The 19830-nt window shown below is 69.0% G+C and carries 21 protein-coding genes; 15 read left to right on the top strand and 6 right to left on the bottom strand.

Annotated features, from left to right (window positions below; all coding sequences use genetic code 11):
• The first annotated feature begins 87 nt into the window (after nt 1-87).
• The 6 genes from AB0Q90_RS32755 to AB0Q90_RS32730 are packed head-to-tail and all read left to right on the top strand — an operon-like array spanning nt 88 to nt 4488.
• Nucleotides 88-390 (top strand): hypothetical protein, encoded by a 303-nt coding sequence (locus AB0Q90_RS32755; RefSeq protein WP_363163578.1) that lies wholly within the window; start codon nt 88-90, stop codon nt 388-390.
• A complete protein-coding gene (locus tag AB0Q90_RS32750) occupies nt 387-1682 on the top strand; it encodes a putative T7SS-secreted protein (protein WP_363163579.1) in 1296 nt (431 codons plus the stop codon). Before AB0Q90_RS32755 ends, AB0Q90_RS32750 begins: the two co-directional genes overlap by 4 nt.
• Complete coding sequence (locus AB0Q90_RS32745; protein WP_363163580.1) at nt 1672-2376, top strand: hypothetical protein; 705 nt, start codon at nt 1672-1674, stop codon at nt 2374-2376. Before AB0Q90_RS32750 ends, AB0Q90_RS32745 begins: the two co-directional genes overlap by 11 nt.
• 13 nt (nt 2377-2389) lie before the next feature.
• A complete protein-coding gene (locus AB0Q90_RS32740) occupies nt 2390-3082 on the top strand; it encodes a hypothetical protein (RefSeq protein ID WP_363163581.1) in 693 nt (230 codons plus the stop codon).
• Nucleotides 3079-3951 (top strand): LLM class flavin-dependent oxidoreductase, encoded by an 873-nt coding sequence (locus tag AB0Q90_RS32735; RefSeq protein WP_363163582.1) that lies wholly within the window; start codon nt 3079-3081, stop codon nt 3949-3951. The genes AB0Q90_RS32740 and AB0Q90_RS32735 overlap by 4 nt, the downstream gene beginning before the upstream one ends.
• A 45-nt stretch (nt 3952-3996) precedes the next feature.
• Nucleotides 3997-4488: a GNAT family protein gene (locus tag AB0Q90_RS32730; RefSeq protein ID WP_363163583.1), complete on the top strand. Its 492-nt coding sequence runs from the start codon at nt 3997-3999 to the stop codon at nt 4486-4488.
• Here AB0Q90_RS32730 and AB0Q90_RS32725 read toward each other — a convergent pair.
• On the bottom strand, nt 4463-4972 hold the full coding sequence (locus tag AB0Q90_RS32725) for a DinB family protein (protein WP_363163584.1): 510 nt from the start codon (nt 4970-4972) through the stop codon (nt 4463-4465). The two genes, AB0Q90_RS32730 and AB0Q90_RS32725, sit on opposite strands and share 26 nt — an antisense overlap.
• 52 nt (nt 4973-5024) lie before the next feature.
• Here AB0Q90_RS32725 and AB0Q90_RS32720 point away from each other — a divergent pair, with 52 nt between their 5' ends.
• From AB0Q90_RS32720 to AB0Q90_RS32700, 5 genes are all read left to right on the top strand, one after another.
• Nucleotides 5025-5897 (top strand): methyltransferase domain-containing protein, encoded by an 873-nt coding sequence (locus AB0Q90_RS32720; protein ID WP_363163585.1) that lies wholly within the window; start codon nt 5025-5027, stop codon nt 5895-5897.
• 969 nt (nt 5898-6866) lie between these two features.
• The gene (locus AB0Q90_RS32715; protein ID WP_363163586.1) at nt 6867-7640 is read left to right on the top strand and encodes an isoprenyl transferase; all 774 of its coding nucleotides are present in this window, start codon (nt 6867-6869) and stop codon (nt 7638-7640) included.
• A gap of 402 nt (nt 7641-8042) precedes the next feature.
• Nucleotides 8043-9368 (top strand): PhoH family protein, encoded by a 1326-nt coding sequence (locus AB0Q90_RS32710; RefSeq protein ID WP_363163587.1) that lies wholly within the window; start codon nt 8043-8045, stop codon nt 9366-9368.
• Between the two features lie 398 nt (nt 9369-9766).
• A complete protein-coding gene (locus AB0Q90_RS32705) occupies nt 9767-10459 on the top strand; it encodes a transglycosylase SLT domain-containing protein (protein WP_363163588.1) in 693 nt (230 codons plus the stop codon).
• Nucleotides 10460-10595: 136 nt separating this feature from the next.
• Complete coding sequence (locus AB0Q90_RS32700) at nt 10596-11927, top strand: AI-2E family transporter (RefSeq protein ID WP_363163589.1); 1332 nt, start codon at nt 10596-10598, stop codon at nt 11925-11927.
• A gap of 6 nt (nt 11928-11933) precedes the next feature.
• Here the strand turns inward: AB0Q90_RS32700 and AB0Q90_RS32695 are convergent, their stop codons facing one another.
• Nucleotides 11934-12467: an alkyl hydroperoxide reductase gene (locus AB0Q90_RS32695; protein WP_363163591.1), complete on the bottom strand. Its 534-nt coding sequence runs from the start codon at nt 12465-12467 to the stop codon at nt 11934-11936.
• Between the two features lie 5 nt (nt 12468-12472).
• Nucleotides 12473-13027 carry a peroxiredoxin gene (locus AB0Q90_RS32690; protein WP_363163592.1) on the bottom strand — a complete coding sequence of 185 codons (555 nt, stop codon included), beginning with the start codon at nt 13025-13027 and terminating at the stop codon, nt 12473-12475.
• Nucleotides 13028-13160: 133 nt separating this feature from the next.
• On the opposite strand from AB0Q90_RS32690, the gene AB0Q90_RS32685 reads away from it, so the two are divergent.
• The 4 genes from AB0Q90_RS32685 to AB0Q90_RS32670 all read left to right on the top strand — a co-directional run bounded on the left by AB0Q90_RS32685 (nt 13161) and on the right by AB0Q90_RS32670 (nt 16041).
• Entirely contained in the window at nt 13161-14120 is a 960-nt protein-coding gene (locus AB0Q90_RS32685) for a LysR substrate-binding domain-containing protein (protein WP_363163593.1), read from the top strand.
• Between the two features lie 184 nt (nt 14121-14304).
• Entirely contained in the window at nt 14305-15174 is an 870-nt protein-coding gene (locus AB0Q90_RS32680; RefSeq protein ID WP_363163594.1) for a MarR family transcriptional regulator, read from the top strand.
• Between the two features lie 42 nt (nt 15175-15216).
• The gene (locus AB0Q90_RS32675) at nt 15217-15609 is read left to right on the top strand and encodes a roadblock/LC7 domain-containing protein (RefSeq protein WP_363163595.1); all 393 of its coding nucleotides are present in this window, start codon (nt 15217-15219) and stop codon (nt 15607-15609) included.
• Nucleotides 15610-15612: 3 nt separating this feature from the next.
• A complete protein-coding gene (locus AB0Q90_RS32670) occupies nt 15613-16041 on the top strand; it encodes a hypothetical protein (RefSeq protein WP_363163596.1) in 429 nt (142 codons plus the stop codon).
• Nucleotides 16042-16084: 43 nt separating this feature from the next.
• Here AB0Q90_RS32670 and AB0Q90_RS32665 read toward each other — a convergent pair whose 3' ends face one another.
• From AB0Q90_RS32665 to AB0Q90_RS32655, 3 genes are read right to left on the bottom strand one after another with little or no spacing between them, the layout of a single operon-like run.
• On the bottom strand, nt 16085-18415 hold the full coding sequence (locus AB0Q90_RS32665) for an FtsX-like permease family protein (RefSeq protein ID WP_363163597.1): 2331 nt from the start codon (nt 18413-18415) through the stop codon (nt 16085-16087).
• Nucleotides 18412-19101, bottom strand: a complete 690-nt coding sequence (locus AB0Q90_RS32660; RefSeq protein ID WP_363163598.1) for an ABC transporter ATP-binding protein — start codon at nt 19099-19101, stop codon at nt 18412-18414. The genes AB0Q90_RS32665 and AB0Q90_RS32660 overlap by 4 nt, the downstream gene beginning before the upstream one ends.
• Nucleotides 19098-19622 carry a PadR family transcriptional regulator gene (locus AB0Q90_RS32655; protein WP_363163599.1) on the bottom strand — a complete coding sequence of 175 codons (525 nt, stop codon included), beginning with the start codon at nt 19620-19622 and terminating at the stop codon, nt 19098-19100. Before AB0Q90_RS32655 ends, AB0Q90_RS32660 begins: the two co-directional genes overlap by 4 nt.
• Nucleotides 19623-19830 lie beyond the last annotated feature (208 nt).

Below are 19830 nucleotides of genomic sequence, written 5' to 3'. Positions count from 1 at the left end.
GGGGAGCACTTACGTTTCCGCCACGAAAGGCGGACCCCGTCGTTCCTCCGTGCGGTGTGCGATCCACGGGAGAGGGGACGGAGAGGCATGGCGGACCGGCTGGCCGTCGACGGCGACGAGCTCACGAGTTTCATGAAGTCGCTCAGAAAGTCGACGAGTTCACTGAGCGGCGTGCGCAAGGCGCTGCTGGAATCGTCTGTTACCGGCCTCGGTACGGACGACCTCGACTGCGCCTGCGAGGCCTTTCAGGACGAGTGGAAGTACGGCGCCGAGGAGATCGGCAAGCAGACCGAGGACCTCGCCGAGATCATCGGCAAGAGCAGGGACAGCTACCTGGAGGTCGACAAGGCCCTTGAGGAAGCCCTGAAGAAGGCCAGGGCCGGGAAGTGACCCTCACTCCCGGAATCGAGCAGTCCGGTGCCGCGCTGGACCCCCGATCCCGCGCGGACCGCGACAAGCCGCAGGGCCTGAAGTCCGCGCCCGCCATCCCGAACCCTGACTACACCCACTTGGGGTTCAACCCCGTCCCGGGCAGCACGGAGACCATCCGCGAGCTGCACCGCAAACTCGCCTCCTGCGCGAAGGTCCTTGAGGACGCGCATGGCTTGGTCACCAAGCTCCTGGACGGCAGTTACTGGAAGGGCGACGCCGCGGTCGCCTTCCGCGAGCAACTCGACGGTGGTCCACTGCCGCGGAACCTGAAGAACGCCGCCCGTTCGCTCCGCAAGGCGGTCACCCAACTCAGCCGCTGGGAAACGGAACTGGACGACTTCCAGCGGCGGGCCAAGCGCCTGGAGGACGATGCGAAGGACGCCAGATCCGCCCTGGACCGGGCCAAAGAGCGGGCGAACAAGTCCGACCACAACACGGACGTAGAAGACGCTCAATCCGACCTGGACAAGATCCTCAACAGAGCCAGAAAACTCGCCCAGGAACACGAATCCCAGGCCAACCACCGAGCAACAAAAATCCGCGAAGCAACCAACAAACTCGCCCCTCACGAGCCGGGCCTGTTCGACGAGGCACTCGACTGGCTGGGCGAGAACCTCGGCGATGTTCTCAGCTTCGCAGCTGGCATTGCCGCGGCTGTGGCGATCATCTTCGCCGGTCCTCTGGGTGCTGTGATGGTGGCAGCTCTGATGCTCGTGGCGGCAGCGTTGAGTGGCTCAGCGCTGGCATGGCGTATGAGTGACGACGAAACATGGGAGTCCTTGATGGACGGCTTCTTCCATGGTGAGTTCGACGCCGATTTCTTCAGCAACCTTGTCAGTGTCGGAGCCGATGCCATGGGAATGCTTCCCGGGGTCGGCGCCGTCGCTCTCGGTACGAAGGGCTTGGTGAACGCGATTCGGACAGGGGGTGGAAGCCTCACACTCGGGCAGAAACTGGGGGCCCTCGGAACGGAGACCGTGGAAGGCATGCAGGGGATCTCACGAGTGAACAACCCCTTGGTCGGCCTGACCGTACGAGGTGTCAGCGCCGCCAGGCGCGAGGCCGCCGGCAAAACCGTAGCCGCCACCTCCAGCTTGGTGGGAGTGGGCACGGGTGGCTTCGGCCTCTACAACTCCTTGGCGGATGCGGACGACGACGGAATCAAGGACGGCAGTGTCGCCGGCATCGATGGAACGAGGCTCGTCCTGGACAACGGTGGTGTCTTCAACCTCGTCAGCCATGTCTTCTGACCCCCGCATCGAAAGCGTGCCAGTGAATCCTGCCGACCACCCCGCCGCCTGGGAACACCCCCCGACCCGTCGTGCCTGGATGGGGCACATGGGCATGAACGTCGTCGGTCTGATCGGCTGGGCTGTCGCCTGGATCGGTCTGCTGGTAGTGCTGGTCGGGCTTCTGTCCCAGAGCTTCATTATTCTGTTCCTGCCGCTGCTGGCCTACACCATGTACCGAGCAGTCCTTCAGTTGCTCTACTTTCCGGCCGCACTGCGCATGCGGAGGATCCTGCGGGTGTACCCATGGCAGGTCGTTCGCAGCCCAACATTCGGCTTGGCCAAACATCCCAAGGTCCATGGCAAGCAACACGGATGGTTCGAGTTTCCCAACCCGGCCCGTCCCGACCAGGAATTGGCATTGGTCTTTCCACATCACATGCGTACCGAGTGGTGGAACCGTCGGATGGCACCGAGAGCCAAGCGTGAATTGCAGGAACAGATCGAGGTGATCTGGTTCGCCGGAGACCCCCGGTTCATCGGGCTCATTGCCGCACCCACGAGCGATGGTTTGGCGCCACGCCGCTTGCACATTCTGCGTCAACAGATGAGGACCGAGCGCGGTTTGGAAGTCGCCGCCTGGGGTGCAACTGCCGAGGACATCGAGCGTGGTCGCCTTGCAGGCTCGCCCCCTTCCACCGTCGTCTCACCTTGAAAGCCCGAGGCTCATGACTGCCCCCGCCATTGCCCTCCACGCATCAGCCACGGACCCGGCCGCGGAAATGTGGTTTGCCGAGCCATCGGGATTCACCGCCCTTCCTCTCGATGCCCTATTGCCTGTTCCTGGCACTGCGGCAGCTGGAGACCTTCGTATCGCCTTCTCTCCCCTTCTCGACGCTGCCCCCGACGAAAGGGTCCGCCAGGAGTTCATCGCCCAATTCGCCAAAGCCCAACAACTGCTGGCCGCAATCCGTGAGGTCGGCACCGTCCACTGCTCGATCGGCCTGCACCGCAATGATGTAGGCGACGCAGACGCGTGTGGCGGTCAGCCGCTGGTCTCTTGGCTCACCATCTCCTGGCGGGACACAGCTGTCGCTTCTCGCGCCGCAACGGCGGCCCGTGCAGCGATGGCCACCGGTCATGGCCATGTCGAATACCGAGAACTTCCCTGTGGTCCAGCAGGATTCAGCGAAGCAACAGTGACGGCGTCCGTCGGGACTGGGCTGCCGGAGCAGCCATTGCTGCAGATCCATGGCTACCTGCCCCATCCGGACTGCAAGCGTTTGGCTGTGCTCACGCTGAGTACGGTGGCACTCGCTTGTCGAGAGCAGTACCGCACGCTTCTTCATCAGATCGCCGAGACGATCACCTTCGAAAACCCCCTGCAAGCACCGCCCCCACCGGGTAGGAAGACCTCATGACAGAACTCGGCGCAGTGTTCCGTCCCCAACTCGCCCCCGAACGCCTTCGATCCGTCGCCCGCATCGCTGATGACTCAGGGCTCGATCAGCTCTGGCTCTGGGAGGACTGTTTCCGGGAGGGAGGGATCTCGACCGCCGCTGCCGCGCTCGCGTGGACCGAGCGGGTTCGGGTTGGGATTGGGCTGTTGCCTGTGCCGCTTCGGAATGTTGCGGTCACGGCCATGGAGGCGGCGAGCCTGCATCGGATGTTTCCCGGGCGGCCGATCCTTGCCGTGGGGCATGGGGTGCAGGAGTGGATGGGGCAGGTGGGGGCGCGGGTTGAGTCGCCTGTGACCTTGTTGAGGGAGCATCTGCTGGCGCTGCGCGGGTTGTTGGGCGGGGAGCGGCTCAGTACGCAGGGGCGGTACGTGTCTCTCGATGACGTTGCTCTCGACTGGCCCCCGGAGCAGCCCGCACCCGTTATCGCCGGTGTCACCGGGCCCCGCTCCCTGCGCCTCGCCGGTGAGGCCGCTGACGGGACCCTGCTGACCGCCTCCAACTCGCCCGACGGCGTACGGCGGGCGCGTCAGCTCATCGAGCAGGGGAGGGAGGCAGCCGGGCGGACCGAGCCGCACCACCTTGTTGTCTATCTTCTTGCCGCCACCGGGCCCGATGCCGCCGCCCGTCTGCGCGCGGAGCTGAGGGAGGAGGGGCTCGACTCCGTTCCCGACCTGGGGGTGGCCGGAGACGCCGGTGCCGTTGCCAAGGCCGTGCAGCGGTATGCGGAGGCGGGTGCCGATGCCGTCGTTCTGCAGCCGACGGGGGACGAGCCCGACCCGGAGGGGTTCGTGCGGTTCGTCGCCGAGGAGGTACGGCCGCTCGTGCCGTGACGCCGGCCGCCTCGATTGTCAGTGCCGGGTGCCAGACTCCCCGGCATGGACACGGACCCGGACCCGGACCACGACCCCGTACAGCTGCGCGACGTCGTTGAAGCCGACCTTGAGGCCTTCCTTGCCTACGAGCACGATCCCGAGGCCGTTCTGCGGTCGAGGTTCACGCCCCGGCCCCGGGACCGTTTCATCCGGCACTGGAAGGAGCGCATCCTCGGTGACGACACCTGCCTCGTGCAGACCGTCGCCGTGGACGGTGTGGCCGCCGGGCATCTCGTCGCCTGGTGGGACGGCGACCGTCGGTTCATCGGCTACTGGCTCGGCCGGTCGTACTGGGGCCGCGGTGTCGGGGGACGCGCCCTCGCCCTCTTTCTGCACAAAGAGAAGATGCGGCCCCTGTACGCCGACCCCTACTCCGGGAACACCGCCTCCGTCCGGCTCCTGGAGAAGTACGGCTTCCAGCGCACCGGTACCGTCCGGCACGGCGAGGACGAGCACATCGTGCTGAGGCTTACGGCGTCGGCCGATCGCCAGTAGCCCCGTCGATCAGCTCCCGCAAGATGTCCATGTGCCCCGCATGCCGTGCCGTCTCCTCGATCATGTGGACGAGCACCCATCGCAGGGACACGTCCTTGTCCCGCCAGTCCGGCCGGCCCAGGTCCTCCAGCGACAGCCGCGCGATCGTGAGGTCCGCCGCGGCGCGTGCACGGCCGTAGAACTCGACGATCTGCTCCGTCGTCTCGCCCTGGTCCGCGCGCATGTCCTGGTCGGTGTACGGGTCGAACCACAGCTGCTCGACCTCGCCGCCGAAGGTCGACACGAACCAGCCGTACTCCACCGAACCCAGATGCTTGACCAGGCCCAGCAGGTTCGTGCCGGACGGTGTCATCGGGCGGCGCACCTGCTCGTCGTCCAGACCCTCCAGCTTCCACAGCACCGCGTCCCGGTGCCGGTCGAGGCTCGCCTGCAGAGTCTCCTTCTCGTCGGCCGTGTACGAGGACTTGAGGTCTGAGTTCGTCATGCCGCGAAAAACTAGCAGCGGCCACCGACATCTCCCTGCGATCATCAACGCCATGGGACAGCGAGAGGGACAGGGACAGGGGCACGGGCAGGAACCGGGCAGCCGCCGCCGTACGTTCGAGGACCTGGTCGCCGAAGGCGCCTCCGTTCCCACCGACGGCTGGGACTTCTCCTGGTTCGAGGGGCGGGCCACCGAGGCGCGGCCGAGCTGGGGGTACGCCGTCTCCCTGGCGGACAGGCTCGCCCGCGCGAGCGCCGCGCTCGATCTCCAGACCGGGGGAGGCGAGGTCCTCGACTTCGCCCTCGGCCGCGTCCCGAAGGCCCCCGTCCCGCAGGCCTCCGCCCCCACGGCCCCCGCCCCCAAGCCCCCCACCCTCCTCGCCGCCACCGAGGGCTGGCCCCCAAACGTCGCCAAGGCCACCGCCCTCCTGCGCCCCCGCGGCGTCGTGGTCGTCGCCTCGCCCGAGGGCGCCCCGCTGCCCTTCGCGGACGAGACCTTCGACCTCGTGTCGAGCCGGCATCCGGTGCAGGCGCCCTGGACGGAGATCGCCCGTGTGCTCCAGCCCGGCGGCACCTACTTCGCCCAGCACGTCGGGCCGCACAGTGTCTTCGAGCTCGTCGAGCGCTTCCTCGGCCGCCAGCCGGAGGAGGTGCGCAACGGCCGTCATCCCGACCGGGAGCGTGCAGACGCCGAGGCCGCCGGGCTGGAGATCGTCGACCTGCGGGCGGAGGAACTGCGCATCGAGTTCCACGACATCGCCGCCGTCGTCCACTTCCTGCGCAAGGTGATCTGGATGGTCCCCGGCTTCACCGTCGAGGCGTACGAACCCCAACTGCGCGCCCTGCATGAGCAGATGGAGAGCGAAGGGGCCTTCGTCGCGCACAGCACCCGCCACCTCTTCGAGGCGCGCAAGCCCGGCAGATAAGCGGGCGGGCGGCCCGCCGGATCCGGAGTGGCCGGGAACTGCCGTTCGACCCGTCGTGCGCCCGGCCGCAGGAGCCCCGTGCCTGGAGATCGTCGGCGTCATACGTCGACGCCAGGGCGGAAAGGGGACAGATCGCGTCCTCTTGCGGCGGCGGGGCGGGCTACCGCGAGCGCAAATCCGGGCAAAGTGTACTCGTCGGCATGCTGACCCTGCGTATCCAAGGGTGGCCCGCGTTTTCACATTGTTATCGCCAGCCACTCGCGTCATTCGCGTTACTCGCGTAAGTTCAGACCAAGGTAATTCGCGTCAGCAAAGCTACGCGGGTGGCACCGCGCAGTGGAGGGGGCTGCGCGGTGCTGTACCCACCTGGGGAACGCGGGGTGGCGGGGAGGTCGCGCCGGCGTCAAGCGGGCGTTCGCGGTCGGGGTCACCCGGGTGGGGGATGCGAGGACAACTCGCCGAGCGGGTGCCAAGCTCCGCCAAAACCGTCGCTTCCCGCCCCATCCGGCCCGATCTCCCCTGAGAATCCACTGTGTTCCGGCCATGAGTCCGCCATCAAAGGGGCGCTTTGTGGCCACCCGGGCGTCGTCGGGCGATTTCGGAGAGTAGTTGTCCGGCGCCAATGCACGCAGCATCACTTACGAAGGGTTATGGTGGAAACCCCCCCTCGGGCCGGTCCGTCTCCCCCCCACGGACCGGCCCGTTTTTTGTGCCACGGCCGGTACCCCGCCCGTACCTGGCCCGTCCACCCCGCCCGCACACGACCCGTCCACCTCGCGCGCACATGCCCTCCATCCCGCGGGCACCCACTGACACCCCTTGGCGGTGCCCCGCCGGGACGGGGGTAGGCTTCGGGCCCTGGGGACCGCCTTCGGACCCCGCGGGGGACCGCCACCCGGGCAGAGACCGCCCTCGGCCGCCGAGTCGAGGCCGCGTCCGTCCGATCCGCACGGAGGGGCTGACAATCACGTGAACCTGCGCGACAAGCTGCGCGGCCTGCTGGTCAGGCTGTACGCACGCCGGGTGGAAGGTCACCTGGACCACGCTCAGGTGCCCAAGCACATCGGCGTCATCATGGACGGCAACCGTCGCTGGGCGAAGGCTGCCGGATCCAGCACCGTGCACGGCCACCGGGCCGGGGCCGAGAAGATCGAGGAGTTCCTCGGCTGGTGCAGTGAGACGGACGTCGAAGTCGTCACCCTCTGGCTGCTGTCGACCGACAACTTCGACCGCGCGAAGGAAGAACTCGTCCCTCTCCTCGGCATCATCGAGGACGTCGTCCGCACCCTCGCCGCCGACGGCCGCTGGCGCGTGCACCACGTCGGCACCCTCGACCTGCTGCCGGCGCAGATGCAGACCACCCTCAAGGAGGCCGAGGCGGCCACCGCGCACGTAGAGGGGATAGTCGTCAACGTCGCCATCGGCTACGGCGGTCGGCAGGAGATCGCCGACGCGGTGCGCTCGATGCTGCTCGACGCGCAGGACAAGGGCACGTCGATGGACGAGCTCGCCGAGGCCGTCGACATCGACATGATCGGCCGCCACCTCTACACGGGCGACCAGCCAGACCCCGACCTTGTGATCCGCACCAGCGGCGAACAGCGGTTGTCCGGTTTCATGCTGTGGCAGACGGCGCACTCCGAGTACTACTTCTGTGATGTGTTCTGGCCGGCCTTCCGCAAGGTCGACTTCCTGCGCGCGATGCGCGACTACGCGGCCCGCCACCGCCGTTACGGCGGCTGAGGCGCCGGGTCGCGGCGGCTGAGCCACAGAGACGGCGGCTGAGCCCCGGAGTTACGGCGGCTGAGCCACCGCGCTACGGCGGCCGAGCCACCGGTCACCCGGAGTACCCCGTTTGGGGCGGAAGTAACAAGGAGTTCACCAGCGCGCCGTCATATGCCGTGGCATGGCAGCGTCTGTTCGAGGGCATAAGCCAAGCAGGTCGACACCCGAACCACGGGTGTCGGATCTCAGCGGGCGGCACGGGGCCGTCCGCCCGGGAGGCCCTTTGCACCAGCCCGAACGTGCGCGCACCGCACGGACGAAGCAGCGGAGGGCCGGTTGTCGGCCCGTGCACGAGGGCCGTCGACCGGTCCAGCTCCTCTCCGTCGCTCCCCGACCTCTTCCGAGGGGGTACGTCCTTCCGTGGTGACCAGCACAAAGCGCCGCAAGCCCGACCGGCGCACCTACGTTCTCGACACCAGCGTCCTGCTGGCCGACCCGAACGCCCTGAGCCGCTTCGACGAGCACGAGGTCGTGCTCCCCATCGTCGTGGTGACGGAGTTGGAGGCCAAGCGGCACCATCCCGAACTCGGCTACTTCGCCCGGCAGGCGCTGCGCCTGCTCGACGAGTTCCGGGTCCGGTTCGGCCGTCTCGACGCCCCCATCCCGATCGGGGACCTCGGCGGGACCGTCCGTGTCGAGCTCAACCACTCGGACCCCAGCGTTCTGCCGACCGGCTACCGCCTGGGGGACAACGACTCCCGCATCCTCGCGGTCGCCCGCAATCTGCAGGCCGAGGGGTTCGACGTCACCGTCGTGTCGAAGGACCTGCCGCTCAGGATCAAGGCCTCCTCCGTCGGTCTTCTCGCCGAGGAGTACCGCGCCGAGCTCGCCATCACGGACTCCTCCGGCTGGACCGGAATGTCCGAACTGACCCTGCCCGGGGAGCAGGTGGACATCCTCTTCGAGGAAGGCCACCTCTACGTCCCCGAGGCCTCCGAACTGCCCGTCCACACCGGGCTGACGATCCAGTCGGAGCGGGGCAAGGCGCTCGGGCGCATCACTCCCGAGGGCAACGTCCGCCTCGTGCGCGGCGATCGGGAGGCCTTCGGCATCAAGGGCCGCAGCGCCGAGCAGCGGATCGCGCTCGATCTGCTCCTCGACCCGGACGTGGGAATCGTGTCGATGGGCGGCCGGGCCGGCACGGGCAAGTCGGCGCTCGCGCTGTGCGCGGGTCTGGAGGCGGTGCTGGAGCGCCGCCAGCACCAGAAGGTCATGGTCTTCCGGCCGCTGTACGCGGTGGGCGGGCAGGAGCTCGGTTATCTCCCGGGCTCCGAGGCCGAGAAGATGAGCCCCTGGGCGCAGGCGGTCTTCGACACGCTGTCCGCGGTCACCAGCCGCGAGGTCATCGAAGAGGTCACCGCGCGCGGCATGCTGGAGGTCCTGCCGCTCACCCATATCCGGGGTCGCTCGCTGCACGACGCGTTTGTGATCGTGGACGAGGCGCAGTCGCTGGAACGGAATGTCCTGCTGACCGTTCTGTCCCGAATTGGTGCCAATTCGCGGGTGGTTCTCACCCATGACGTGGCCCAGCGGGACAATCTGCGCGTCGGTCGCTACGACGGTGTCGTCGCCGTCGTGGAGAAGCTGAAGGGGCATCCCCTCTTTGCCCACGTCACGCTGACGAGGTCCGAGAGGTCCCAGATCGCGGCCCTTGTGACCGAAATGCTCGAAGACGGCCAAATCTGAGGTCTTCTCCACCAGTTGGCGCCGTCCGGAAAGGCGTAGAGCCTAGCCGGGCGGCGTCTTGGTGCGTGCGGCTTTCCGTGAATCACCTGGGACAAACGAGGTGTGAGCTTTCACACGCAACACAGAATTGCCTTGCGGCGTCCGGTTACGGCAGAGTCTCACTCCTGTCAGGCCCCGCATACGACACACCTGTACCCCCAGCGGTACGGCACAACTTGAGTAACACCGCTAACTCCATAGCGAAGTCGTATGCCGCCCGCGCACCACGCGGCGCTCCCCTCGCGGGAGTTGCCCACCGGGCCCGTGCCTCCCGTGACCCCGCAGTTGGGAGGCCAGTGTCAAGGGCACGATTGCGTCCGCCAGGGTCACCGAAGCGGGCGATGCTGGAAGGAAACCGTGTGAGCCGGATTTCGGTCCGGGGATTCGCAGTGGCCTCGGCCACCGCGGTCACCGCTGTCGGAAGCGTCGTCGGCGTTGCCTCGGGCAGCACCGCGCAGAACAACGACGCCGAAGCGACGGCAGCCGACGCGACGCTCCTCGCGGACATACCCGCGGGCCAGCAGGCCCAGGTTCAGACCGCGTCCCTGACGCAGCAGGCCAACGTCCAGGCCATCGCCGCGGACGTCAGCGCCAAGAAGGACGCGGAGGAAGCCGCCCGCAAGGCCGCGGCCCAGACCGCGATCGACAAGAAGGAGGCCGCCGAGAAGGCGGCCAAGGCGGCTGAGGAAGCCAAGGAGCGCGAAGAGGCCGAGGCGAAGGCCTCCCGGTCCTCCTCCAGCTTCCCGGTGCAGAGCTCCTACACCATCGAGCAGATCCAGGCGATGGCGCGCCAGATGGTCCCCGCGGACCAGTGGACGTGCTTCAGCAACATCGTGGACCACGAGTCCAGCTGGAACTACAAGGCCGTGAACCCCTCTTCGGGCGCCTACGGTCTTTTCCAGGCCCTGCCGGGCTCCAAGATGTCGTCCGTCGGCTCCGACTGGCAGACCAACCCGGCGACCCAGATCAAGTGGGGCCTCAACTACATGAACGAGCGGTACGACAGCCCTTGCGGCGCCTGGTCGTTCTGGCAGGCCAACAACTGGTACTAGGCCCCGCCGCCGTCGTTCGTCGCTCAACCTCGCACAGCCCTTCACCGTCCTACGGTGAGGGGCTGTTGCCATGTACGGTCGGACGGAACGACTCCAGGGGGGAGTGGTGGGGACAGACGGGGGAAGAGGACGGATCATGTCGCGAGTGCCAGGGTGGCTCGGTCGGCTCGGCGCCGGACTGACCCAGATGGGAGAGCGGTTGGACGAGCGTCGCGCGGAGGTGGAGCGGGAGAGCACCGAGGAGTTGCCCGCGCCGACAGCGACCCTCGACAAGCCGACAGCGACCGTCGACAACGTGCCGCCGCCCCCCGACCGTGTACCCGCCGTGCAGGCCGCCCGCCCCGATCCCGCGCTCGCCGTGCCGTGGGGAGTCCGGGTCGCCGCCGAGGCCGGCTGGCGGCTGCTGGTGCTGGCCGGCACGGTCTGGGTGCTGATGCGGGTCATCAGCGCCGTCCAGCTGGTCGTACTCGCCTTCGTCGCCGCCCTGCTGATCACCGCGCTGCTGGAACCGACGGTGACGCGCCTGCGCCGCTACGGCGTCCCGCGCGGCCTCGCGACCGCGCTCACCGCGGTCCTGGGCTTCGTGGTGATGGGCCTGATGGGCTGGTTCGTGACCTGGCAGGTCATGGAGAACATCGACAACCTCTCCGACCAGGTCCAGGACGGCATCGACGAGCTGCGCAACTGGCTGCTGGACAGCCCCTTCCACGTCACCGACAAGCAGATCAACGAGATCGCCGAGAACCTGCGCGACACGATCGGCGCCAACACCGACGAGATCACCTCCGCGGGCCTTGAGGGCGTGACGGTCATCGTCGAGGCGCTCACCGGCATCCTGCTGGCGGCCTTCTCGACGCTCTTCCTGCTCTACGACGGCAAGCGGATCTGGCAGTGGTCGCTGAAGCTGGTCCCGGCGGCGGCCCGGCCGGGCGTGGCGGGCGCCGGCCCGGCGGCGTGGCGGACGCTCACGGCGTATGTGCGCGGCACGGTGATCGTGGCCCTGATCGACGCGATCTTCATCGGCATCGGCATCTACTTCCTGGACGTGCCGATGGCCGTCCCGCTGGCCGTCTTCATCTTCCTGTTCTCCTTCATCCCGCTGGTGGGCGCGGTGGCCTCCGGAGCCCTGGCGGTCGTGGTCGCCCTGGTGACGCAGGGCGTGTTCACGGCGGTGATGACGCTGGTGGTCGTCCTTGCGGTGCAGCAGATCGAGGGCCACATCCTCCAGCCGTTCATCCTGGGCCGCGCGGTCCGTGTGCACCCGCTGGCGGTCGTGCTGTCGGTCGCCGCGGGCGGCATGATCGCCGGGATCGGGGGCGCGGTGGTGGCGGTGCCGCTGGTGGCGGTGTCGAACACGGTCGTGGGGTATCTGCGGGCGTACAACCAGCCGGCGGCCGCGGTGGTGGCGGCTCCCGAGGACGCCAACGCCGAAGGCCCCGTCCACCAAGGTGAACGGGGCCCGGAGTAGAGCGGCTTACGCGGAGAGAACCGCTTCGCTCTCCAGCGTCACGCCGACCGCCTGGATCACCGAGGCGATCTTGAAGGCCTCCTGGACGACCTCACGGTCGACACCCGCCTTGCGCAGCACCTGCTCGTGCGAGTCCAGGCACATGCCGCAGCCGTTGATGGCGGAGACGGCGAAGGACCACAGCTCGAAGTCGACCTTGTCGACACCGGGGTTGCCGATGACGTTCATCCGCAGACCGGCGCGCATGGTCCCGTACTCGTGGTCCGAGAGCAGGTGACGCGTCCGGTAGAAGACGTTGTTCATCGCCATGATCGCCGCGGCGGACTTCGCCGCCGTGTACGCCTCCGGCGTGAGGTTCGCCTTGGCCTCCGGCTCCAGCTCGCGCAGCACGATCGGGGAGCGCGAGGCGATGGCGGTGGCCAGCACCGTGCCCCACAACTGCTGGGCCGGCAGGTCGGAGTTGCCGATGACCGAGCCCAGGTTGAGCTTCAGGTCCTTGGCGTAGTCCGGTATCGAGGACTTCAGGGAGTCGAGGGACATGTCAGTCACTCACCGGCCAGCAGCTTGACCGCGTCGAGGGTCTCCTCGCCCTTGTTCCAGTTGCAGGGGCACAGCTCGTCGGTCTGCAGGGCGTCCAGGACCCGCAGGACCTCCTTGGGGTTACGGCCGACGGAGCCGGCGGTCACCATGCTGAACTGGATCTCGTTGTTCGGGTCGACGATGAAGACGGCGCGCTTGGCGAAGCCGTCCTCGCCCTCGATGCCGAGGTCGCGCATCAGCTCGCGCCTGGTGTCGGCCAGCATCGGGAACGGCAGGTCGCGCAGGTCGTCGTGGTCCTTGCGCCAGGCGTGGTGCACATACTCGGAGTCACCGGAGAAGCCGAGGATCTGGGCGTCGCGGTCGGCGAACTCCTCGTTCAGCTTGCCGAAGGCCGCGATCTCCGTCGGGCACACGAAGGTGAAGTCGGCGGGCCACGCAAACACGATCTTCCACTTGCCCTCGTAGGACTTGTGGTGGATCTGCTCGAACTCCTTGCCCTTCTCCAGCGAGACACAGGCGGTCAGTTCGAACTCGGGGAACTTGTCACCGACAGTGAGCACAGGCTCTCCTTGCAGCGAAGAAGCGTCCGGATCGCGGACGCTTCTCATGGGTTGGACGAGCCCGATGCTGGCACAGGATGCATTGATTAGAGAAATCGCTACACTCGGGCATGTTGATCGGAGGCGTTTATCAGTGACTGTGGGTAATGCGGGAGCCAAGAGGCGGCTGCCCAGTCTGGCGCAGCTGCGGGCCTTCGCCGCCGTGGCGGAGCATCTGCACTTCCGGGACGCGGCCGCCGCCATCGGCATGAGCCAGCCGGCGCTGTCCGGTGCCGTCTCCGCGCTGGAGGAGACCCTCGGCGTCACCCTCCTGGAGCGTACGACCCGCAAGGTGCTGCTCTCACCGGCCGGCGAGCGGCTCGCCGTACGCGCCAGGGCCGTGCTGGACGAGGTCGGCGCACTGCTGGAGGAGGCGGAGGCGGTACGCGCCCCCTTCACCGGCGCGCTCCGGCTCGGGGTCATCCCGACCGTCGCGCCCTACCTGCTGCCGACCGTGCTGCGGCTGGTCCACGACCGCTACCCGGACCTCGATCTCCAGGTCCACGAGGAGCAGACGGCCAGCCTCGTCGACGGTCTGCACACCGGCCGCCTCGACCTGCTGCTGCTCGCCGTCCCGCTCGGCGTGCCCGGCGTCGTCGAACTGCCCCTGTTCGACGAGGACTTCGTGCTCGTCACCCCCCTCGACCACTGGCTCGGCGGCCGGGAGGGCATCCCGCGCGAGGCGCTGAAGGAACTGAACCTGCTGCTCCTGGACGAGGGGCACTGCCTGCGCGACCAAGCCCTGGACATCTGCCGGGAGGCGGGTCGTGAGGACGCGCCGGTCACGACCACGGCCGCGGGGCTGTCCACTCTCGTTCAGCTGGTCGCCGGCGGGCTCGGCGTCACCCTGCTGCCGCGTACCGCCGTCAAGGTCGAGACGACCCGCAGCAACCAGCTCCTCACCGGCTGCTTCGCCGACCCCGCCCCCACCCGCCGTATCGCCCTCGCCATGCGTACGGGCGCCGCCCGCGGCGCCGAGTACCGGGAGCTGGCGGCGGCCCTGCGCGAGGCGCTGCGGCCCCTGCCGGTGCGCGTGGTGGACGGCGACGACTGACGAAGAGGCGCATTCCATTCGGTCAAATGAGCGCCGAACACAGCGTTTTGAACGGCCCCCGATATCAACTTCCGTCAACTAGAGGCAGGTCGGAAATCCGCGGCCGGAATATGCCCAACGGCTGATAAACATTCCCTCCTCAGCGCGACGCGTCAGGCGTATGTGCGAGAGGCCAAGGGGAGTGATGTCGGGCTACGACCACCTGGCACCGGCCCTGGCCGCGTGTGGGCGCGACGGCTTCACGGGAGCACTGCGGGTCGCCGGAACCCCGGGCGGCACCGTCCACTTCCGCAACGGTCTCGTCGTAGCCGCCGAGTCGCCCGGTGCGCCCGGCCCCGAGGCGCTGCTGCTGCGCTCCGGCCGGGTCAGCGGCGAGCAATGGGCGGCGCTGGTACGGGAGTCCGGTGGCGCACACTGGCCCGCGGCCGAGCTCGTCGCCCACGGATACGCGGGCGACGCCCAGCTGCGAGTGGTCTGCGTGATGGCGCTGCACGACGCCATGTTCGCCATCGCCGCGGGCCGGGTGGACGACTGCCGGCGCACGACCGGCGCCGACCCGTTCGCGCCGGTCGAGGCCGGTGAACCCGCGGGCCGGCTGCTCCAGGACACCGCCCGCAAGCTCGCCGCCCTCGAAGCGCTGCCCCACCCCGTGCACCCCGACCGCGAACGCCCCCTGCCCGCACAGCGGCCGGACGGCCCGCTCACCCCGCTCCAGCAGGAGCTGCTCACCCGCACCGACGGCCGCAGCACCGCCCGCGACCTCGCCTTCCGCACCGGACGCAGCGTCTACGCCGTCACCGTCGAGATGGCGCGGATGCTCGGCGAGGGGCTCCTGGAGTGCGCCGCGGCGCCCGAGCCGGTCCACATCCGCATACCCACCGACGGCGCCGGCGTCCGCCCCCGGGCGCCCGAGCCCCCCGAACCACCCCCCGCACCGCAAGCCCTGCCCCGCCGTGAACCGGGCGCCAGCGGCATCGCCGAAGTGCTCGCGCCGGAACGGTCCGGAACGAGCTGGAAATGGTTCTTCCGCCTGAGGAACGGAACCGCCAAATGATCCGGACGAACAGATGTGAACAGCAATAGGGGAGTTGAAGACATGGACCATGAAGCGCTGGCACGGGAAATGCGTGGTCTGCGCGATCAGGTGACCGGAATCACCGACACCGCGGTCGCCGCCGCCGACGGCCTGCTCATCGCCGCCGACACCGCCGACTCCATCGACCCGGAGGGCCTCGCCGCCCTCGCCGCCGCCGGCCTCGGTCTCGCCCGGCGCACCGCGCTCGCTGCCGAGCGGGGCACCCTGCGCCGGACGGTGACCTACGGCAGCCACGGCTGCGCGGCCCTCTACGCCGTCGGCGACACCGCGCTGATGGTCGTCCTCGGCGACGAGGGCATGGACCTGGACCGGCTGCACCAGGCGACCCAGCCGGCCCTGCGCCGCATCGACTCGATCCTGACCAGGACCGGGAAAGCAACGGAAGGTGTCTGACCCATGGCGACCAAACGCATGACCCCCGGCTTCTCCGACCAGGTGATGGGCCTGGTCAAGTCCCTGCGGACGGAAGCCCCCGACTGCGTCGCCTCGGGCGTGGTCGACATGTCCACCGGCATGCTGCTGTCGTACGAGACCGTCGACAACCACCCGCCGGAGGTCCTGGACCTGCTGGCGGGCGCGACCCTCGACCTGTTCCAGGGCCGTACGGTCGTCATGATCGAGGACATCTTCAAGGAGCGCCGCGGGATCGACACCGACCAGCACTTCTTCCAGGAGATCCTCGTCAACAGCGAGAACCTCACCCACCTGTTCGTCCGGCTGAACGAGCAGCAGGACGTCGTCGCCGTGGTCGTCTGCCGCAAGTCGGTGAACGTCGGCATGCTGTTCGCCCAGACCAGACGGGTGGTGCGGGAGTACAACCTGTGAAACGGCCGGGCCCCTCCCCGAGCGGTCGGGGAGGGGCCTTTGGTCACTCCGTGCGCAGCCCGTCGGGCCGCATCAGCCGCAGCAGCGGCGGCAGACTGAGCAGGGTCACGGCCAGGACCACCGCGGCCCCGGCGCCGGTCATCGACAGCAGGCTCCCCCAGTCCACCCGTACCGGCGTGTCCGCCAGCCGCAGCAGCACCGCGCCCAGGGTCAGCCCCACCACCGAGGCCAGCAGCAGCCCCAGCGCGATCGGGATCGCCGTCTGCCACAGCACCGACAGGCTCAGCGTCCGCCGCCGGGTGCCGAAGGCGACCAGCGCCGACAGCAGCTTCTTGCGCTCCCGCAACTGCTCCAGCTGCGACACCAGAAGACTCGCCCCGATCAGCACCAGCACACACAAGGCGCCGACGAACAGGCCGGTGCGGATGGAGGCGTAGCGGCCCGACTCCGTCGTCGCCGACCAGTCCGTGGAGTACGTCAGCGGGCTGACGGCCGCCGCGGTGTTCCGTACGTATTCGCGCGCGTCGGGCACGGACGGGTCGAGGCCGATGTACACATGACCGGCCATGGCCTGCGCGGCCTTGTCCGACAGTGCCTTCGGGGTGATCAGCAGTCCGGGCCGCTCCAACCCGGTCATGCCGGTGCGAGCCTCGGCCCGGCGCACGCCCTCCGGCACCGTCCACGGCGCCTCCGCGCCCCGCGGGGTGCCCTCGTAGGACGGGTCCACGTACAACGTCCGGCCGGGAACGGCCAGTTGAGTGAGTTCCTGGTCGTAGTCGGTGTGTACGGCGAAGACGTCGCCGTCCCGGCAGGAGGGCAGGTGGGCCAGCTCGCGCAGCGCCGTGCAGTCGCCGACGGTCACCGGGGCGCCGAGCTCCGCGTCCTTGCGGCGCTCGCCGATGTATCCCTCGTAGCGGGCGTAGACCTCGTCGACCCCCTCGGTGCGCCGGAACTGCTCCGCGGCACCGGCGAGTTCCGCGTCGCCCGGCACGGTCACATGCATCTGCACCCGGCTGACGTCGAGGCCGGTGTCCTTGGTGTAGTCGCTGTCCACTCCGGAGAACAGCATCTGCAGCGCGATCGCCCCGGCCACCGCCACCGCCACGCCGTTGACCAGCCGGGCCGCCGTGCCGCTGCTCAACTGGAGCCTGCGTACGGCCAGTTGCCAGGCCACCGGGCCGCCGCCGAGCCGGGCGACGACCGACTCGACGAACCACGGCAGCAGTGCGGTCACCCCGACCAGCAGCAGCATGACGCCGCCGATGACCAGGTACTGGTTGAACTCGCCCCCGTCGCGGCCCTGCCCCACCATCGGGTACAGCAGCGCGAGCCCGCCCAGCGGCAGCAGCAGCCGCCACCACAGCCGGCGCCGCGCGGGCCGGGCCGTACGCACCACGCCCAGCGGCTCGATGACCACCCCGCGCAGCGCGAACAGCGTCACCAGCACCGCCGCGGCCGGCACGGCCACCGCGACCAGCAGCGCGAGCGTGGGGGAGGGGTTCAGATAGCTCGGGAACACACTGATCCGGAACACCTCGACGGAGCCCGCGACCTGACGTCCGATCAGGAAGAAGACCGTGCCGAGGACCAGCCCGAGCAGCGCGCCCGCGAGCGCCTCGCCGGCCGCGATCCGGCGGGTCATCCGGCTGTCGGAGCCCACCAGCCTGAGCGCCGCCAGCCGCCGGTCGCGCCGCTCGCCGCCGAAGCGCACGGCCGCGGCGATGAACACGGCGACCGGCATCAGCAGCGCCACGAAGACGACGAGGATCAGCAGGATCAGGACGGGATCGGTCTTCTCGGTGACCGGCTCGGGGTCCCCGAACCGGTCGATACGGGCCACCCGGCCGTCCCCGAGCTGCGGTGCCAGCCCGCCGCCGCCCCGGTAGAAGGCGAGCTCCTGCGAGCCGACCAGCCCGCTCTCGCCGATCGTCCCGGTCACCCGGTCGGGCAGCCGCTCCCGCAGCAGCTCGCCGTCCGCCGACTCCAGCAGCTCCTTCAGCGCGGGCGAGACGACCATCTCGCCCTTGGCCGGGAACTTCTCCAGACCGGGCGGCAGCGGCGCCCGCGAACCCTCCGGCTCCAGCTCCCGCCCCCGGACCTCCTTGCCGCGGAAGGTCGTGTCGACGTCCACGAGCAGGAGCGAGCGGTCGGATCTGGCCACACCGGTGTCGGTGGAGCCGAACAGCAGGTCGTAGCGCGCGTTCGCCCGGTCGTCCCGCGCCGCGAGCGCGTTCGGGATCGCGGTCGTCAGCAGCAGCAGCGCCACCCCGAGCCCGACCCCGACGGCCGTCAGCAGAGCCCGGGTCCAGCCCTCGCGGCCGCCGGCGAAGGCGAACCTGAAACCGAGGGCGAGGTCCCTCCCCCACTGGTTCATACGACGCGCTCCATGTCCCGGGACCGGCCGTCCCGTACGACGATCTCGCGGTCGGAGTAGGCGGCCACCCGCGCCTCGTGCGTGACCAGCACGACGGCGGCGTTGCTGGAGCGGGCGGCGTCGGTGAGCAGTTCCATCACGCGTTCGCCGTTGAGGGAGTCCAGCGCGCCGGTCGGCTCGTCGGCGAACAGCACCCGCGGACCGGTGACCAGCGCCCGGGCCACGGCGACCCGCTGCCCCTGACCGCCGGAGATCTCGCCGGGCCGCTTGCCGCCCAGGTCGTCGACCTCCAGCCGTTCCATCCAGGTCAGCGCGGCCCGCTCGGCCCGCTTGCGGGAGGTGCCGTTCAGCCGCAGCGGCAGGGCGACGTTCTCCACGCAGGTCAGTTCCGGCACGAGCTGCCCGAACTGGAAGACGAACCCGAACTCCGAGCGCCTGAGCGCACTGCGCTCCGCGTCGCTCATCGTCGCGAGCTCCCGCCCGTCGTAGGTGATCGACCCGGAGTCCGGCGGCACGATCCCGGCCAGACAGTGCAGCAGCGTCGACTTGCCCGACCCGGACGGACCCATCACGGCGACGACCTCGCCCGGGTGCACGGAGAACTCGGCGCCGTCCAGCGCGAGGGTCGGACCGTAGGCCTTGCGCAGCTCAGAGGCCGCGAGCAGGGCACCGGCAGGGGCGGTCATCGGGCCACCGCCTCGGCCAGCCGGTCGAGCCGCGCGGCGGTGAGTTCCAGCCAGCGCAGATCGGCCTCCAGATGGAACAGGGCGTGGTCGCAGATCAGCTGGTCCGCGAGATCGCCCTTGCGCTTGCGGTCGGTGAGGATCCGCATCATGCGCAGATGCTCGGCACGCTGGGTGTCGAGGATCTCGGCCGCGTCGCGCCGGGTGAGCAGCGCGAGCACGACCTTCGTGTACAGCGTCGACTGGAGGTACGGCTCGGGCTTCTCGGGCGTCGCCAGCCACCGCTGTACGTCGGTGACGCCGGCGTCGGTGATCGCGTACCGCTTGCGCTCGGGCCCGTCGCCGGGCTCGATGCCTTCGACCTCGACGAGGCCGTTCTTCAGCAGGCGCGACATCGTCGAATAGACCTGGCCGTAGTGCAGTGGCCGGTCGTGACCGAACTTCTCGTCGAAGGCCCGCTTGAGGTCGTAGCCGTGGCGGGGGCCTGTCTCCAGGAGCCCTAGGAGGGTGTGACCGATGGACATGCCGAGCACTGTACACGGGGTGTATACCTCGTGTGTATAGATTCCCGGGAAGGTCCGGAGCAACCTTTCCGCCCCCTGAGTGGTCGGTTCCATCGGGGCAGGTGCTGATTGTCACGTCCGCAAAAGACCGGATCGGCAGCCCTTTGTCACATCTCCCGGTGTTAGCTTTCTGAGCTGACCTGAGCGGCGAACCTGTGTGGCAGCAGTG

This window comes from Streptomyces sp. NPDC079141 (genome assembly GCF_040686775.1).
Taxonomy (GTDB): domain Bacteria; phylum Actinomycetota; class Actinomycetes; order Streptomycetales; family Streptomycetaceae; genus Streptomyces.
This window is presented reverse-complemented; position numbering and strand designations above follow the sequence as displayed.